We start from the raw sequence: 17,325 nt of genomic DNA on the forward strand, positions 1-17,325 counted from the left end.
GTAAACGGAGTCTCGTTCTATGACCAATCTTTCTCAGTTGGAAACTATTATTGATAAAGCTTTTGAAGAGCGCGACACTATTACGACATCTACAAAGGGTGAAGTGCGAGATGCGATTGAACACACATTAAACCTACTTGATCATGGTATTGTCCGTGTTGGCGAGCGTCAAGATAATGGGAAATGGCATGTGCATCAATGGCTTAAAAAAGCCGTTTTATTGTCTTTTCGTATCAATGCGATGGGATTGATAAATGGTGGTCCTGATGGTGCATCATGGTGGGATAAAGTTGCATCAAAATTTCATCATTGGCAAGCATCCGATTTTGAAAATGCTGGTCTTCGCGCTGTTCCTAATACAATTGTACGACATTCAGCCTATATTGGTAAAAATGTTGTTCTCATGCCCTCTTTTGTTAATCTTGGAGCTTATATTGGTGAAGGCACTATGGTTGATACTTGGGCAACAGTTGGCTCATGTGCGCAAATTGGGAAACATGTGCATCTTTCTGGAGGGGTTGGCATAGGCGGTGTTTTAGAGCCACTTCAAGCAGGGCCAACCATTATTGAAGATAATTGCTTTATTGGTGCACGTTCTGAAGTCGTCGAAGGCTGCATTATTCGTGAAGGCGCCGTACTTGGTATGGGGGTTTTTATCGGTCAATCTACTAAAATTATTGATCGTGAAACAGGTGATATTTTCTATGGGGAAGTTCCAGCCTATAGCGTTGTTGTCGCTGGAACTTTGCCGGGAAAAGCATTGCCAAATGGACAAGCAGGTCCTAGTCTTTATTGTGCCGTTATTGTTAAACGCGTCGATGAAAAAACGCGCTCGAAAACGTCAATTAACGATCTTTTGCGTGCTTAAACTTTGAAAAAAAGACGTGTATAGAAATCATTCTTGAACGTTATGACATCGTTATAAGGACATCACTTTATTATGTATAAGCACTGAAATAGTTTGCTAGGTTTTTCAAGTAGTTATATCATAAGCCAAATGAACAATAAGATTTAATTGTTGTTATGAATATTTTGTAACAAACAAAGAGCTATGAATTTATGAGTATCAAAAATGCATAAAATGGCCATAAATGACGATATTTCATAAAATTGCTGATGAAGAGTGGTACTTGAAATAGTGCTTAAGAAACTATGCAAAATAATGCATTGAATGATAAATTTTAATATAAGCTTTTTATGTTATGAGCGTTTGCTTGTAATCTATTTTAGTGTCGCATCGGATATCGAACTGATAAGCAGATTGATTACAATAAGTTTTGTATCATCACTCAAGTTATATGTATGTATGAAGAAAGACTTTAGTATATTCTAGCATAAGAGATGTGGTTAAGCAGCAGTGACCAAACGTTCATTTGCCATACGATAGGAAATGGCTTCGCCCAAATGATGTCGGTCAATATTATGGGAGGCATCAAGGTCAGCAATTGTTCGTGCTACTTTTAAAATACGATGATAAGCGCGCGCTGAAAGCCGCATTTTTTCGCTGACCTCTCGTAATAATTGTGTTGCACTTTTATCAATTAAAGCAATATTTTCAATTAAATTAGCCGGACAGTCTCCATTGGTACGAATATGATCAACATTAAGTTCTTGAAAACGCTTGGCTTGGATAAAACGTGCTTTTGCCACACGCGCTGCCACGACACAGCTTGGCTCGGATTTTGCGGGTTGCATAAGATCAAGCGCTGATAAAGCAGGAACATCAATGCGCAAATCAATACGATCAAGTAAAGGACCAGAAATGCGCGCTTGATAATCACTTTGACATCGTGGTCCTCTTGCACAAACATGCCCTGGCTCTCCTGCCATGCCACAGCGGCAGGGATTCATTGCGGCGATGAGTTGAATGCGCGCAGGATAACTTACATGGTGATTAGCACGTGCAACAACACATTCACCACTTTCTAAAGGTTGACGCAAGGAATCAAGCACTTGTGGTGAAAATTCTGGAAATTCATCTAAAAATAAGACACCATTATGCGCTAAGGAAACTTCACCAGGACGCGCCTTTAAACCTCCACCAACCATAGCTGCCATTGAAGCAGAGTGATGAGGGGCGCGAAAAGGACGGTGTACCGAAACAGATCCTTGTGTTGTTTCTCCAGCGATTGAAGCAATAAGAGAAACATCAAGCAATTCACGTGCGTCAAGCGGTGGAAGAATGGAAGGTAAACGCTGTGCAAGCATTGATTTTCCTGCACCCGGCGGTCCAACAAATAAAAGATTATGACGCCCAGCCGCAGCCACTTCCAGTGCGCGCTTGGCAACATCTTGTCCTTTAATGTCAGCAAGGTCAGGAAGATTGTCTTGTAAATGATAGCGTTTGGGTTCTGGCGTTGAAAGAATTTGTGCGCCCTTCATATGATTGACCAATGACACTATATTATGTGGAGCAAGAATTTGAAGATCTGAACCAGCCCAAGCTGCTTCAGAGCCACATTTTTGTGGACAGATTAATCCTTTCCCCAGTGCGTTTGCTGTCATTGCAGCTGGCAAGACACCGCTCACAGGTGCAATAGAGCCATCTAGAGACAACTCTCCCATAATGATATAGTGGTCTTCAATTTCGCGCGGTAAAATTCCCATAGCAACCATAAGACCAACGGCAATAGGCAAATCGTAATGTGAGCCTTCTTTCGGTAAATCAGCAGGTGCTAAATTGATCGTCACACGTTTTACAGGCATGGATAAACCACATGCATGTAAAGCTGACTGCACCCGCTCACGACTTTCTGCAACAGCTTTATCAGCAAGCCCTACAATTGATATTCCCATTTTGCCAGGGGCAATCATGACTTGAACATCAACAGGCAAAGCCTCAACGCCACGAAATGCTACTGTTGTGATGCGCGCTACCATTGTGGCGTATCTCCTCAAAAAATTTTAAACAAAATCTTCACTGATAAATGTTTCAAAATGATACAATCATGTTTTTTATAAGATTTCAAGAACATTTCAAGAACGTTAGCTGAGTTTTAGCAAAAAATAATATAAAAAAAGGCTTTGCTTAACACTTCTTTGACAAAGATAACGCAAAGTGATGTGCATAATGGTATAAATAATGTTCGCTTTGTGATATAGGCAACTTTATAAAACGCCTTGTCCTGATTGGTGTTAATAAGACTATAATGTTATGATCTTATTGACCAATAATGGATATTGATTAAAGAGTAAGACGTGTAAGAGTAACAGTTTTGATAGTAAATCGAGCGAAATCTTGGTTGAGAACAGGAAGCACAATGGCCGTTATTGTGGGTGCTGCGGTGACGTGTGTCGTTCCGCAAGACGCTAATGCTTTCTCACTTTTTGGTATTCATTTATGGGGGGAGAAAAAAAAAGAAGACCCTGCTGATGATGTGATTGGCATACCAAAATATTATGAGGTTGAGGTTATAGCTGCACCGGGTGCACCAGAAGAGGGAATAAAAACGGCTGAAGCTGCTTCGTCCCTTGTGGGGGATGAAAAGAAACCAGCCTCAGGTTCAGCGGGTCTTTTGGCAAAAGCGCGTGGGGATTATCAAAAAATTTTGGCCGCACTTTATGCTGAAGGCCGTTATGGTGGAACAATCAGCATTACTGTAAATGGTCAAGAAGCAGCTACTTTGCGTGCAGATACGGATTTGCCTGAAAATTCGAAAATTATTATTACAATTGATACAGGTCCAGAATATCATTTTGGTCAAGCAATTGTGCATCAATTAGCCCCACCGACTGATAATAAAAAAGATCAAGTTGCTTTGCCACAAGATTCAGGCTTTGCCTCTGGTGATGTTGCAAAATCAGGATCTGTCTTTAAAGCGGAACAGTTGGCCATTGAAGGATGGCGTCAGCAAGGTTATGCCAAAGCCAGTGCAAAGGGTTATGAAGTTGTCGCCAATCATGCGAACCAAACAATTGATGCCGATATTGAGGTAGATCCAGGACAAAAAGCTCATTATGGGCCTTTAACAGTGCGCAATGTTTCAAAAAACCCTCGTATGGATTCAGCCTATGTTGCTTGGATGACAGGTATTAAAGAGGGTGAGGAATATGATCCTGATGATTTAAGCAAAGCCAATAAAAGAATAGCCAAGCTTGATGTTTTTCGAGCAGCAAGTGTGCGGGAAGCGGATGAAATTAATCCTGATGGTACTTTACCGCTTAATTTAGTTGTGCAAGAGCGCCTACCGCGCCGTTTTGGTGTAGGCGGTAGCTATTCTACTCTTGATGGTGCGGGTTTTGAAGCTTATTGGATGCACCGCAATCTTTTTGGTCATGCCGAGCGTTTGCGTTTTGACGCACGCATTAGCGGTATTGGAGGCAATCAGTCTGATTCGTATAATCCAAAAAACTTTAGTTATATGTTGGGTACATCCTTTACACGGCCCGGTGTGATTACACCAGATACGGATCTGGTAGCCGGTTTAAAGGCTCAGCGTGAAGTATTAGACAATTACACAACAACGAGTATTGCTGGCCAGTTTGGTTTAACACATGTGTTTTCTGATGAGTTATCTGGACGCGTATATTTTAATGCAGCGCAAACAAAAACCGAAGATGACTATTTTGGCAACCGTGATTTTACAACATTCGGTTTATTGGGCGGTCTTCTTTACGATAGCCGTGATAATGCGGCTAATGCAAAAAGTGGACTCTATGGTGAACTTGTTCTTGAGCCTGTTTATGAAATGCAATATGGCAATTTTATTGGAAAAGCAACCGCAGAGGGACGGGCCTATTTCTCGCTGGATTCTAAAGACCGCTTTGTTTTTGCCACAAGGATGAAAATAGGAACAATCACAGGCGCAGAAATTAAAGAATTGCCATCCGACATGTTGTTTTTTGCTGGTGGCGGCGGCTCTGTGCGTGGTTATGGTTACCGTAACATCGGTATTAAGACGGATACAGGCGATACAATTGGTGGACGTTCACTTGTTGAAGGTTCGGCCGAAATTCGAACAATGATTACAGACACAATCGGTCTTGTTGGATTTGTTGATGTTGGTGTCGTGGGAGAAAATTCATATCCTGATTTTTCAGAAAACACAAAAATAGGGGCAGGTATTGGTGGGCGTTATTTGACGGGTCTCGGACCTTTGCGTGTTGATTTGGCTTTACCTCTTGATCGCGAACAAGGCGATCCCGACCTTGGATTTTATATTGGCATAGGGCAGGCGTTCTAATGATCAAGATTTCTTCACTTTATGCGTTACTGATTGGTTTCTTTTTATTTGTATTGAGCCATTTTGTTATTGCTCAAACTCTCACATCACAAAATGACGAGCAAAACACAAAAATTGTGGATCAACAGACGATAGATGAAGATAAATCATGGTTGGTATCCTTCATTGAAAATATGATTTCAACGCCTGATCTCCAGATAAAAATTTCAAACCTTGATGGTGCTTTGTCTTCCAATCCTCATATTGATTCGATCACAATAGCTGATCGTGCCGGCATATGGTTAAAATTAACCAATGTGGATATGGATTGGAGCCGTTTGGCGCTCATTCGGGCACGTTTATCTGTTGAAACTCTTTCAGCAGAACGGATTGATGTTTTGCGTAAACCTTTACCAACGGCGACAAAAGAAGAAACGCAATCGAATGGTTTGAGTATTCCTAATTTACCTCTCGCGATCAATGTTCAATCTGTTCATGTCAAAACCATAGCGCTAAGTGACGATTTACTTGGTCTTGCCGCGCAACTTTCTGTTCAAGGAAGCTTGATGCTTGATGATGGCGATCTCAAGACAAAATTAAAAATACAGCGCCTTGATGCACAAGGATTGTTTGACGTTTTTGCGGATATTGCAATGACAAAAGGTCATGCAAAAATTAATGTACAAGCTGATGAACCGGATAATGGTCTCATTGCCAATATTTTAAAAGTAGAAAATCGTCCTGCGATAAAATTACGGATTGATGGTGACGGTCAACTTGATAATCTATTGGTAAATCTTGCAATGCAAACAGGAGCAGAGCCTGTTCTTAATGGGCAATTGCATCTTTCTGGATTAGAGATTGGTCATCGTGTTTCATTTGATCTGAATGGTCCAATATCTCCTTTGATGCCGAGTGATTATCGTTCCTTTTTTGGTAACGAAACGTCTTTGCATATGAGCGCTTTGCTCAATAAAACAGGGAATATGGATTTAGAAGTTCTCAATTTTCATTCTGGTGCTGTCAATTTTAATGCACAAGGTGCACTTTTAAAAGATGGTTTTTTACGTCGTTTAAAGATTGATGCAAAGATTGCTAATCCTCAAGGTGGTTCGCTTATTTTGCCAGTTTCTGGTGGGACAACGCGCGTTGATAATATTGCTTTAAATATTGATTATGGTGGTGAAAATTCACCTGTCTGGAAGGGGCGTCTTATTGCAAGTAATTTTGCCAATGCAAATTTTAATGCACAAGACATCACTTTTGATATGGGTGGAGTAAGCAAAAATCTTGATGATCCAGCTTTACGTCATGTTGGGGTTCAAATAAATGGTGGAATTCATGATATTACAACCACCAATAGTTCTTTTTCGTCCGCACGCGATAGTGCCATAAAGCTTATTGTTGATACAGATATTATTGCCAATCAACCGATTGATATCCGTGCTATTGAGTTGAGTGCAAACGGTTTAAAAGCTTCAATTAAAGGGTTTATTGAAGACTTTGTATTTAAGGGCGATTTTGGCGTTCAAGCAGACAGTTTGGATGCCTTTGCATTGGTTAGTGGTCAACCGCTTGAAGGTGCGCTTCATGTGCAAGGCAACGGCACATTTGCTTTAACGAATGGTGCATTTAATTTTGATCTAAATGGCACAACGCAAAATATAAAGACAGGTGTTCAAGTCGCAGATGGTCTGCTGCAAAGCAATCTTCGCCTTTCTGGCGGTATTATGCGTAATGCTAGGGGCATAACAACTCGCAATTTTATGCTTGGGAACGATAAAATTCATATAAGTGCAAATGGCTTTTTCTCAAGTGTTAGAACTCATATGGATTTTGGTATAGATCTTGCTGATCTTGGTCTTATTGATCCACGTATGCAAGGACCAATTTCTTTAAAAGGCGCAGCACGTGGTCATAACCGTTTAATGACTTTAAGCATTGGTGCATCTGTGAAAGATGCAATGCTTGCAAGCAAAAAGATGCAAAATACCATTTTATTTGCCAATCTTCTTTTTGATAATACATCGCCCTATGCGTCTTATTTAACAGGCTCGCTTGATGGTAGGGGAGAATTTGCCAGTCAAAAGCTTTTATTAGCGGGTCAATTTGATCAAAATCCTCGTGGACTTAATTTACAAGGTATTGATATAACGCTTGGTGATACGCGCATCACTGCCGACGTTATACGTGGTATAGAAGGTTTGATGAATGGGCATATAAAAATTGATGCGCCCGATATTTCAACCCTTGCTGCATTGGCTTTAAGTGAAGGACAAGGAAGTATTCAGAGCGATATTGTTTTAAAAAACGACAATAATAAACAAAACATTGCTCTTACAGCACAAGTTGATAATTTGAATGTCGCAGGCAATAAAATTAAAAATATTGACGTTCAAGCAGCTTTAAGCGATCTTTTTGGTCAGGTTAAGCTTGATGGCCATTTTGATGCCAAAGCGATTCATTTGCCTAATTTTGCCATTGAAAGTGTCAATGCGCGATCACAGACGCTTAATGGACAAACAAATTTTAGTGCCGCAACAACGCTTGAAAAAAATATGCAAGCCAATCTTCAAGGAGCGTTGGTTTATCCTGATCCTCAAAATCGCAAACAAATGTTTGTCAATCTTAATAGTTTCGCCTTTATACAAAACAGTCAGCGTATAATGTTAAAACAGCCCGCGCGTATTTCCTTTTTGGAAGATGGTTATAAGATTGATAATTTTTTACTCGATAGCAATGGCGGCACTTTATCGCTCGATGGAATCATAGGCCAATCCTTAAATTTGCGTATTTTAATGAATGCGCTGCCTGTCTCTCTTGCTAATCTTGTCATGGAAAAATTAGGCGCTTCAGGGACACTATCAGGTAAGGCTGACATAAAAGGAACATTATCAAAACCAGATGTTGCCTTTAATCTTAAAGGTCAAGGTTTGACAATTGCTGCATTAAGAGAAAAAAATGTGACAGCAGTTAAGCTTAATGCCAAAGGACAAATGGAAGGCAATGCACTCGCTCTAAATGCCAATCTTTCAGGGGGTGGGCTGGATATTAATGCAGAAGGAAAACTGCCTTTAGGTGCAGGCAATATCGATATTGATGTGTCTTTAAATGATTTGCCTCTAGCACTTGTTAATGGATTTGTTGATGAGCAAAATCTCGGCGGTAGAATTAATGGACGCGCCCATATTGGCGGTTTGCTTTCTAATCCTTCAGCACGGTTTAACTTTGCAGGGGAAGGCTTGACTGCAAATATTATCGCAAGTCATGGATTGGCGCCGATACAATTGGCGATCAATGGATCTTATAATAATTCTGTTCTTAATCTAGAAAAATTTGAAGCCAATGGGCCACAAAATCTTAATCTTTCAGCCAATGGCCGTATTCCTGTTTCAGGAAATGGTCTTGATCTTTACGTTAGAGGTGGTGCACCTTTGGCAATCGCTAATCAAATTTTAGCAGAACGTGGCGCACAGATTTCAGGTTCTGCAACCGTTGATGCGACGGTAAAAGGCTCATTTTCTCAACCACAATTGGGCGGTAACCTTCGGGTAACACAAGGCACTTTTATAGATGCAGCAACCAATTTAAGATTAAACGACTTAAATGTTCAAGCAAATCTTAATGGGGATCAAATTGTTATAGAAAATGTCAGCGCATCATCCTCCGCTGGTGGTAATATTAGAGCAAAAGGAACAGTTTCAACAAATATCGCTGCCCAAATGCCTGCTAATATTGCCGTTCAATTAAATCATTTGCGCTATAGTGATGGCGCGATGATTGTTGCAACAGTTGATGGTACGCTCTCGGTGACAGGATCACTTTTGCGCGATCCTCTCATTGGTGGTGATTTAACAATAGAACATGCAGAAATAAGTGTTCCAGATCGTTTGGGTGGAGCTGCACTTATTAATGTTAAACATAAAAATCTTACACAACCTATTGAAACAACTTTGGAACGTGCGCAAATTGAAACGCGTCCTGAAGGAACACCTGTTCCAGTAGATCGTCCATCAATGCCACAAATTAAAATGCGCATTAGAGCGCCAAACCAAATTTTCGTAAGAGGTATGGGGCTTGATGTTGAGCTTGGTGGCGGGATTGGTTTAATCGGACCAGCTAATGATATTCATCCTATTGGTGGATTCCAAATGTTGCGCGGTCGTTTTGATATTTTATCGCAAAGACTGGACTTCAGTGAAGGCAATGTAACCTTGACGGGTAATTTCAATCCTGAAGTTCATTTTGTTGCGACGAGTCAAGGCAGTGATATTACGGTAACAATAACCGTGAGTGGGTTGGTTGATGCGCTTGATATTAGTTTTTCATCCACTCCGGAACTTCCAAAAGATGAAGTTTTAGCGCGCTTGATTTTTAATCGTTCGATTGGTGAATTATCTCCTTTCCAAATTGCTCAACTTGCTTCAGCTGCGGCAGAACTTGCAGGTGTTACTAATACATCTTTGCTTGGTGCTTTACGTTCAAGTACGGGATTAGATGATCTTGATTTGGTAACTGATGCGCAAGGGAATACTGGTGTTCGGGCTGGACGCTATATTAGAGATAATATCTATCTTGGCGTTGAAGCAGGTTCTGGCGGCAATACAAAAGGAACGGTTAATCTTGATATATCAAAAAATATGAAAGCACGCGGAGCCTTAGGATCTGAAGGAGATTCAAGTGTTGGTGTGTTTTACGAAAAAGATTATTAATATTGGTGTTCATATATATGTATTATTATCGTATTATTTTTTATCGACTAACGGTGTGATTATTTAAAATTTAGATAATAGGATTCGTATGCCACGACTTTTTACGGCATTGGAAATATCGCAGGACGCAACATTATCCCTTAATTTGTTACGTGGCGGATTACCAGGAGCGCGTTGGATAGAACCTGAAAATTACCATATTACTTTACGGTTTTTTGGTGATATCGATAATATTATAGCTGACGAATTGGTTTTTGCATTTGATCGGATTGAACGGAAAAGTTTTGAGATAAAGCTCTTAGGGATTGAAGTTTTTGGCTCTAAAAAACCTCACTCATTGTTTGCACGTGTGGCACCATGTGAAGAGCTTTTGTTATTGCAAGCGGAGATTGATCGTATCGCTAAACGATTAGGCTTAAAATTTGATAAGACAAAATATGTGCCGCATGTCACCATAGCGCGTTTGCGTAACGTTCAGCATGATGATTTACTGTCTTACCTTAGCTCACGTGGTAATTTTTCGACCATGCCGTTTCAAATTAACCGCTTTACATTAATGTCATCACGTCAGTCTGTTGGCGGTGGTCCTTATATCATCGAAGAAAGCTGGTATTTATCTCGTAGTTTGTCTTAAATAGAACTCTATCATCAAACTAAAATACCCATGCAATAAAAAAACGTTTTTTCAAGGAATGCTTTATCTGTAAAATAAAACTCTGGATGACCAAAAGTGATAACTTTGACGTAATTATTCATGCTTTAAATATTGCTTAAGCAACTGCTCATCTCGGTGCATTATAACACACATTCTTTCATAATTTCGATGAAAAATTATCGTATTGTTGCTTTTTCGCGCAAAGGGTGCCACCACCATTTATTATCTAAAAACCATTTGATAGTTTTTTCCAAACCTGTTTCAAATGTTTCTTGTGGCGTCCACTGAAGTTCTGTTTCAATTTTTTTCGGGTCAATGGCATAGCGTCGGTCATGTCCGGCACGATCTGCAACAAATGTAATAAGCTCACGATAGGATTTGCCATTTTTACGCGGTTTTAAGCGATCAAGTGTATCACAAATCGTTTCAACAACTTGTAAATTTGTGCGCTCGTTTTTGCCACCAACATTATAACTTTCGCCAACTTTACCATTAAGTACGATTGTTTCTAAAGCATTTGCATGATCTTCAACAAAAAGCCAGTCACGAATATTTTCTCCATTCCCATAAATTGGCAGTGGCTTTTCATCTAATGCAGAAAGAATAACCAATGGAATAAGCTTTTCAGGGAAATGATAAGGTCCATAATTATTGGAACAATTAGAAAGGACAACGGGCAATCCATAAGTATGATGCCATGCTCTTACCAGATGATCTGATGATGCTTTAGAGGCCGAATAGGGAGAAGAAGGTTTGTAGGGTGTTTCTTCTGTAAAAACACCACGATCAAATGGAAGATCTCCAAAGACTTCATCAGTAGAGATGTGATGAAACCGAAACGTTTTTTTTGTTTCAAGTGGAAGATTCTCCCAATAATGGCGCACAGTTTCTAAAAGACGAAACGTTCCTAAAATATTTGTTTCAATAAATGCTAAAGGACCTGAAATGGAACGATCGACGTGGCTTTCTGCGGCCAGATGCATAACGGCATCAATTTGTTGATCGTTAAGAATTTTCGAAATTTCATCACTATCGGCAATATCAAGATGATGAAATTGATAATTTGGGGCATTAGATATCGTCTTTAAAGACGCTTGGTTACCCGCATAGGTTAATTTATCAACATTAAAAACATGGTGGCCTTTAGCTACCAAATGGCGGCACAAAGCTGATCCAATAAACCCAGCGCCTCCTGTTACAAGTATTTTCAAGTGTTTGTCTCCAAATATTAAAAACAATCAGTATTTTTAAAAACTTTTTTTGACAGTTTTATGTTTATAAGATCAAAAGGTAATTTTATAAAAAATATAAAAATCATCAAATTGAAAAAATTGCTTATATTTCGATTGATAAATATTTTTACCTTTTAAAAAATTTATTATTTTTTTCCCAGTGCTAAAATTATTGTGTAAACACTACTCGTATATGAAACGATTTCAAATTATTTGTTAATAGCGGTACACCAATTTATAATAAATAATTTTGAAATTTTGCGAATAAAAAGCGTCATTGTCTCGCAAAAAATAATCTTTAAAACCATGTTTACAAAAATGGTTTTCATTGGATATCTTTCAAATAATCATTGTTACCAAAATTTATGAATGATGTGTAAAAAAATCATTAAGCTGCCATTAATTAATCTCTATCATTTGTAATTTCTGCTATACGGTGTTTCAAATAGTCCGCATAGTCAGTTTTACCTAAAGACTGAGCGCGCTTTAAGACATCATCAGCTGTGAGATAACCCAATTCAAAGCTTATTTCTTCTGGGCACATCACTTTAATGCCTTGACGTTTTTCAATCGCTCTCACATAGGAAGACGCATCGTGTAAGCTATCATGTGTGCCTGTGTCTAACCAGGCATAACCGCGTCCTAGACGGATAACGTTTAAACGATTGTTTGCAAGATACATGCGGTTAATATCAGTAATTTCCAGTTCACCACGATGCGAAGGTTTTAAATTTTTAGCATGATGAACGACATCGTTATCGTAAAAATAGAGACCCGTCACCGCCCAATTAGACAGAGGCGTTTCAGGTTTTTCAACGAGCGATTGTGCTAAGCCAGTGGTTTTATCAAAACTGACAACACCATATCTTTCTGGGTCTTCAACATGATAGGCAAAAACAGTTGCCCCTTGTGAACTAGATTGTGCATCGGTAAGACGTTTTTGTAGGCCATGACCAAAAAAAATATTGTCACCTAAAACAAGAGCAACAGAATCGTTGCCAATAAAATCATGACCAATAATAAAGGCTTCCGCAAGACCATTAGGATGCGCCTGTTCGGCATAAGATAATGAAATACCATAGGCACTACCATCTCCAAGAAGTTGTTGGAATAATGGTAAATCCCTTGGTGTTGAAATGACCAGAATATCTCGAATACCTGCGAGCATTAATACGCCAAGCGGATAATAGATCATAGGTTTATCATAGATAGGCATTAATTGTTTTGACACGCCAAGCGTCGCGGGATAAAGGCGTGTACCACTGCCTCCTGCTAAAATAATACCTTTCATAAAACACCTTTAAGTATATTTATCGCCATATTTCATCCATATGGTTATTTATTATAGACGACATCAGGACGATTTATTGACGATTTTTATCGAAAGTACTTTTTCCTAAACTGATGCGGCGTGTGATATATGCTTTGTCTCTAAAAGTCCAGTAAAAGCAAAATGAAAATAGGATAATCTATTTAAAGCATTTGACATAAAGTTATCTTTATATGTTTATTGCGTTGTTTTATGACTTCTGTTAAATGTAAAAAACTGAAGGATAAAGGAGCGTATAATGGCCGCCAATGATTATGTGATTAAAGATATCAATCTTGCTGAGTTTGGACGTAAAGAACTTGATATCGCTGAAACAGAAATGCCAGGATTGATGGCGTGTCGTGAAGAATTTGGTACATCGCAACCATTGCGTGGTGCCCGTATTTCGGGTTCGCTTCATATGACTATTCAAACGGCGGTATTGATTGAAACGCTTAAAGCAATTGGTGCAGAAGTGCGATGGGCATCTTGTAATATTTTCTCAACACAAGATCATGCGGCGGCTGCAATTGCAGCGACCGGAACACCAGTTTTTGCGATTAAAGGAGAAACTTTAGAGGAATATTGGAGCTATACAGATGCTATTTTTCAATGGCCTGATGGAGAGCCCTCTAATATGATTTTAGATGATGGCGGAGATGCGACAGCGTATATTCTTTTGGGGGCACGTGCTGAAAATGGTGAAGATGTTCTATCACACCCAGAATCGGAAGAAGAAGAAGTTTTATTTGCTCAAATTAAAAAACGTATGGCACAAACACCGGGATTTTTTACGCGTCAACGTGATGCAATTAAAGGTGTAACAGAAGAAACGACAACCGGCGTTAATCGCCTTTATCAATTACAGAAAAAAGGACTTTTGCCGTTTCCAGCCATAAATGTGAATGATAGTGTCACAAAATCGAAATTTGATAATAAATATGGCTGTAAGGAATCGCTTGTTGATGGCATACGCCGTGGCACTGATGTGATGATGGCTGGCAAAACAGCGGTTGTTTGTGGTTATGGTGATGTAGGCAAAGGTTCTGCTGCGTCACTTTCAGGTGCGGGTGCACGTGTTAAGGTGACAGAGATTGATCCTATTTGTGCGTTGCAAGCTGCAATGGATGGCTATGAAGTTGTGACTTTGGAAGATGCGGCACCTACGGCCGATATCATTATCACAACGACAGGCAATAAAGATATTGTACGCATTGAACATATGCGTGAAGTCAAAGATATGTGCATTATTGGCAATATTGGTCATTTTGATAATGAAATTCAGGTGGCAGCTCTTAAAAATCTGAAATGGACAAATATTAAACCACAAGTGGATATGATTACCTTTCCTGATGGGAAACGTATGATTTTACTTTCGGAAGGACGTCTGCTCAATCTTGGTAATGCAACGGGTCATCCATCTTTTGTTATGTCTGCTTCATTTACCAATCAAACTCTTGGTCAAATTGAACTTTACACAAAAGGTGAAAATTATAAAAATGAAGTTTATGTGCTGCCCAAGCATTTGGATGAAAAAGTAGCCCGTTTGCATTTGGATCGCCTTGGAGTGAAACTTAGTGAATTGTCAAAAGAACAAGCCGATTATATTGGTGTGACGCCACAAGGACCTTACAAACCAGAACATTATCGTTATTAATTGATCTTAAGATTTTTTAAAGGCTCATCAATATTTGATGAGCTTTTCATGTTTAAAATTATATCTTAGCAGTTATAATGCAAACGATGAGAGTTTTATGGTCTTGTTAACAAATGAAATGATAATAGACACATAGTGGATTGAATTAAAAACCTTGTGTGACATAAAATTTGATTATGGATATGGGTGTTTGATTTTATAAATTCATTTGTCTATGTTTGAGTTGGTGTGACGGTTTTGGAGACAGATCAAGAATGACAGGAATGGCAGGAAATTTTTGGCTTGCCTTAACTGTTTTTAGCGGTTTACTCATTTTTATTTTTTTACTTATTGCAGAAAAAATTCTAAGTAAAATATCAAATAAACTTTTTACAAAAAACCATTATCAACAAACGCAAAACACAGATTCTTCTTTTGATGATTATCAAAAACTTTTCACTTATACAGGACAAAGTAGCATTGTCTGGGATACGCCTCTTTCGCCTCCGCTTATTATTGGTCAATTTCTTTTTTGTAAGAATGATCAAATAAAAGAACCAATTGATGAAATATTTCGCTTTGAGCAATGGGTTGAAGATAATGATGCCCACCTTCTTGAAGATGCGCTATTGGCTTTGCGGGAAGATGGAAAGACTTTTACACTTTATGTAGAAAGCAAGCTTGGTACACGCATACATGTCCATGGCTTAATTGTTGGTTCTGCGGCCGTCGCGCATTTTACAAATGTGTCGCATTTTGAAGAAAACCACACACAACTCGAATGTGCAGATCGTGCAATGCGACAGATATATCATGCACAAATCGCTTTGTTTAATGCGCTTGATGAACCAGTTTGGATAAAAGATAAAAAAGGGTCTCTTTTATTTGCAAATAATGCCTATCGTGATGCTTATGATCATGATGAGGACATGATGAAAAATGTCGCATTTTTTAATGAAACAACACGTCAAAAAATTACAGAAGGTGGTCCGTTATATAAAGGATTAGGTACTGCAATTATTAAGGGAGAAAGACGTAGTTTTCAAGTTAGTGAAATTAGGGATGATGAGATCATTGCAACCTTTGCCCATGATATGAGTGTAACGGAAAATCTGAGCGATGAAATAAAATATATGAAACGCGGATATTCCGAAACATTAGATCAAATTTCAACAGCGGTCGCTATTTTTAGTGCGGATCAAAAATTAATTTTTTTTAATCACGCCTTTGCCATATTATGGCCTTTGGATACAGCTTTTTTGGAAAGTGAGCCAAGTCATACCTTATTGTTGGATCGTTTGCGCACAGATGGAATTATAGCCGAGCCGCGCGCTTGGCGCGAATGGAAAGATGATTTATTTTCAGCCTATCACTCAGTTGACTCTCACCAACATATTTGGAATTTACCCGATGGGCGTACAGTAAGAGTTCTTGCAAGTCCTCATCCGCAAGGTGGCGTGACGTGGCTTTTTGAAAATTTAACAGAAAAAATTGATCTTGAAAGACGTTATAATGATTTGATAAAAATGCAAGGGGAAACACTTGATCATTTGTCAGAAGGGGTTGGTGTTTTTGGATCAGATGGTCGGGTGCGTCTTTCTAATCCTGCTCTTGCAAAGCTTTGGTCTTTGTCACATGAATTTATAGTTGAAGGCACACATATTTCAAAAATCCAAGCGCAATGTGCCCCATTTGTTCATGGTGATATTTGGGACAAATTTACGACATTAATCACCGGATTTGCAGAAGTGCGCGAAACCTTATCAGGACGTATCGATTTGGTTTCTGGTGCTGTTTTTGATTATGCGCTTGTGCCTTTACCTAATGCACAAACCATGCTGACATTTGTTAATGTGACAGATAGCGTTAATATAACTCGAGCTTTGGAAGAAAAAAATGAAGCTTTAGAAAGCGCCGACAGATTACGCAACAAATTTGTTCAACATGTTTCTTATGAATTACGAACGCCTTTAACCAATATTATGGGTTTTTCCGATATTTTGAGTTCTCAGATCTTTGGTGCGCTGAATGATCGTCAACTCGACTATCTGAAGCATATTGGTTCAGAATCGAGCGCACTTTCCAATATTGTTGATGATATTTTGGATCTTGCAACTTTGGATGCAGGCATTATGCAGCTTGATCTTAAGGACGTTAATATTGATGAGGTAATGGCTTATGCCGTGGAACGAGCAAACGAAAGACTTGGTGGTCGCCCCGTTCAAATTGTTGTCACACAAAATACAAAAGTCACAAAAATGCTTGCTGATCCGGGCCGATTACGTCAAATTTTCATCAATATATTAAATAATGCTGTTAATTTTGCACCTGATGGAACACGTATTGATTTTCAATCGAAATACCAAGAAAATAAGCTTATTTTTGAAGTCCATGACGAAGGCTGTGGGATTCCAGAACATATTATAGAAACAGTGTTTCAGCGTTTTTCTTCGCATGCTCATAACGGTTCAAGAGCAGGTGCAGGTCTTGGTCTTTCAATTGTCAAAAGTTTCGTTGAATTGCACGGCGGTGAAGTTGTTATAAAAACAGGCCAAGAAAGAGGAACAACCGTAGTCTGTTCTTTTCCATTGGTTGAAAAAACTGAGTAAAAGAAAGAAA

Annotated in this window: 9 protein-coding genes; 6 read left to right on the plus strand and 3 right to left on the minus strand. The window is 39.0% G+C overall.

Going from position 1 to position 17,325, the window contains the following annotated elements; all coding sequences use genetic code 11:
- Window positions 1-19 precede the first annotated feature (19 nt).
- Window positions 20-868 (plus strand): 2,3,4,5-tetrahydropyridine-2,6-dicarboxylate N-succinyltransferase, encoded by an 849-nt coding sequence (dapD, locus tag ME5_RS02185; protein ID WP_008038011.1) that lies wholly within the window; start codon window positions 20-22, stop codon window positions 866-868.
- Between the two features lie 479 nt (window positions 869-1,347).
- On the opposite strand, the gene ME5_RS02190 is transcribed toward dapD, so the two are convergent.
- Window positions 1,348-2,880 (minus strand): YifB family Mg chelatase-like AAA ATPase, encoded by a 1,533-nt coding sequence (locus tag ME5_RS02190; protein ID WP_008038012.1) that lies wholly within the window; start codon window positions 2,878-2,880, stop codon window positions 1,348-1,350.
- Window positions 2,881-3,260: 380 nt separating this feature from the next.
- On the opposite strand from ME5_RS02190, the gene ME5_RS02195 reads away from it, so the two are divergent.
- The 3 genes from ME5_RS02195 (at window position 3,261) to thpR (ending at window position 10,508) form a co-directional block, all read left to right on the plus strand.
- Entirely contained in the window at window positions 3,261-5,183 is a 1,923-nt protein-coding gene (locus tag ME5_RS02195) for an autotransporter assembly complex protein TamA (RefSeq protein WP_008038013.1), read from the plus strand.
- The gene (locus ME5_RS02200; protein WP_008038014.1) at window positions 5,183-9,874 is read left to right on the plus strand and encodes a translocation/assembly module TamB domain-containing protein; all 4,692 of its coding nucleotides are present in this window, start codon (window positions 5,183-5,185) and stop codon (window positions 9,872-9,874) included. The genes ME5_RS02195 and ME5_RS02200 overlap by 1 nt, the downstream gene beginning before the upstream one ends.
- Window positions 9,875-9,962: 88 nt before the next feature.
- Complete coding sequence (gene thpR / locus ME5_RS02205) at window positions 9,963-10,508, plus strand: RNA 2',3'-cyclic phosphodiesterase (RefSeq protein WP_008038015.1); 546 nt, start codon at window positions 9,963-9,965, stop codon at window positions 10,506-10,508.
- A gap of 197 nt (window positions 10,509-10,705) precedes the next feature.
- Here thpR and rfbB read toward each other — a convergent pair whose 3' ends face one another.
- Both rfbB and rfbA read right to left on the minus strand, forming a co-directional pair.
- Complete coding sequence (gene rfbB, locus ME5_RS02210) at window positions 10,706-11,740, minus strand: dTDP-glucose 4,6-dehydratase (protein ID WP_008038016.1); 1,035 nt, start codon at window positions 11,738-11,740, stop codon at window positions 10,706-10,708.
- A gap of 424 nt (window positions 11,741-12,164) precedes the next feature.
- Window positions 12,165-13,052, minus strand: a complete 888-nt coding sequence (gene rfbA, locus ME5_RS02215; protein WP_008038018.1) for a glucose-1-phosphate thymidylyltransferase RfbA — start codon at window positions 13,050-13,052, stop codon at window positions 12,165-12,167.
- Window positions 13,053-13,329: 277 nt separating this feature from the next.
- On the opposite strand from rfbA, the gene ahcY reads away from it, so the two are divergent.
- Window positions 13,330-14,727: an adenosylhomocysteinase gene (gene ahcY / locus ME5_RS02220; protein ID WP_008038021.1), complete on the plus strand. Its 1,398-nt coding sequence runs from the start codon at window positions 13,330-13,332 to the stop codon at window positions 14,725-14,727.
- Between the two features lie 254 nt (window positions 14,728-14,981).
- Window positions 14,982-17,315, plus strand: coding sequence for a PAS domain-containing sensor histidine kinase (locus ME5_RS02225; protein ID WP_008038022.1), 2,334 nt, complete (start codon window positions 14,982-14,984; stop codon window positions 17,313-17,315).
- Window positions 17,316-17,325: the final 10 nt, after the last annotated feature.

The sequence above is a fragment of the Bartonella tamiae Th239 genome (assembly GCF_000278275.1).
GTDB classification, from domain to species: Bacteria; Pseudomonadota; Alphaproteobacteria; order Rhizobiales; family Rhizobiaceae; genus Bartonella; species Bartonella tamiae.

Bases quoted from the DNA above. Each gene is read 5' to 3' on its own strand.
- dapD (WP_008038011.1), top strand. From the start codon at position 20: ATGACCAATCTTTCTCAGTTGGAAACTATTATTGATAAAGCTTTTGAA.
- ME5_RS02190 (WP_008038012.1), bottom strand. From the start codon at position 2,880: ATGGTAGCGCGCATCACAACAGTAGCATTTCGTGGCGTTGAGGCTTTG.
- ME5_RS02195 (WP_008038013.1), top strand. From the start codon at position 3,261: ATGGCCGTTATTGTGGGTGCTGCGGTGACGTGTGTCGTTCCGCAAGAC.
- ME5_RS02200 (WP_008038014.1), top strand. From the start codon at position 5,183: ATGATCAAGATTTCTTCACTTTATGCGTTACTGATTGGTTTCTTTTTA.
- thpR (WP_008038015.1), top strand. From the start codon at position 9,963: ATGCCACGACTTTTTACGGCATTGGAAATATCGCAGGACGCAACATTA.
- rfbA (WP_008038018.1), bottom strand. From the start codon at position 13,052: ATGAAAGGTATTATTTTAGCAGGAGGCAGTGGTACACGCCTTTATCCC.
- ahcY (WP_008038021.1), top strand. From the start codon at position 13,330: ATGGCCGCCAATGATTATGTGATTAAAGATATCAATCTTGCTGAGTTT.
- ME5_RS02225 (WP_008038022.1), top strand. From the start codon at position 14,982: ATGACAGGAATGGCAGGAAATTTTTGGCTTGCCTTAACTGTTTTTAGC.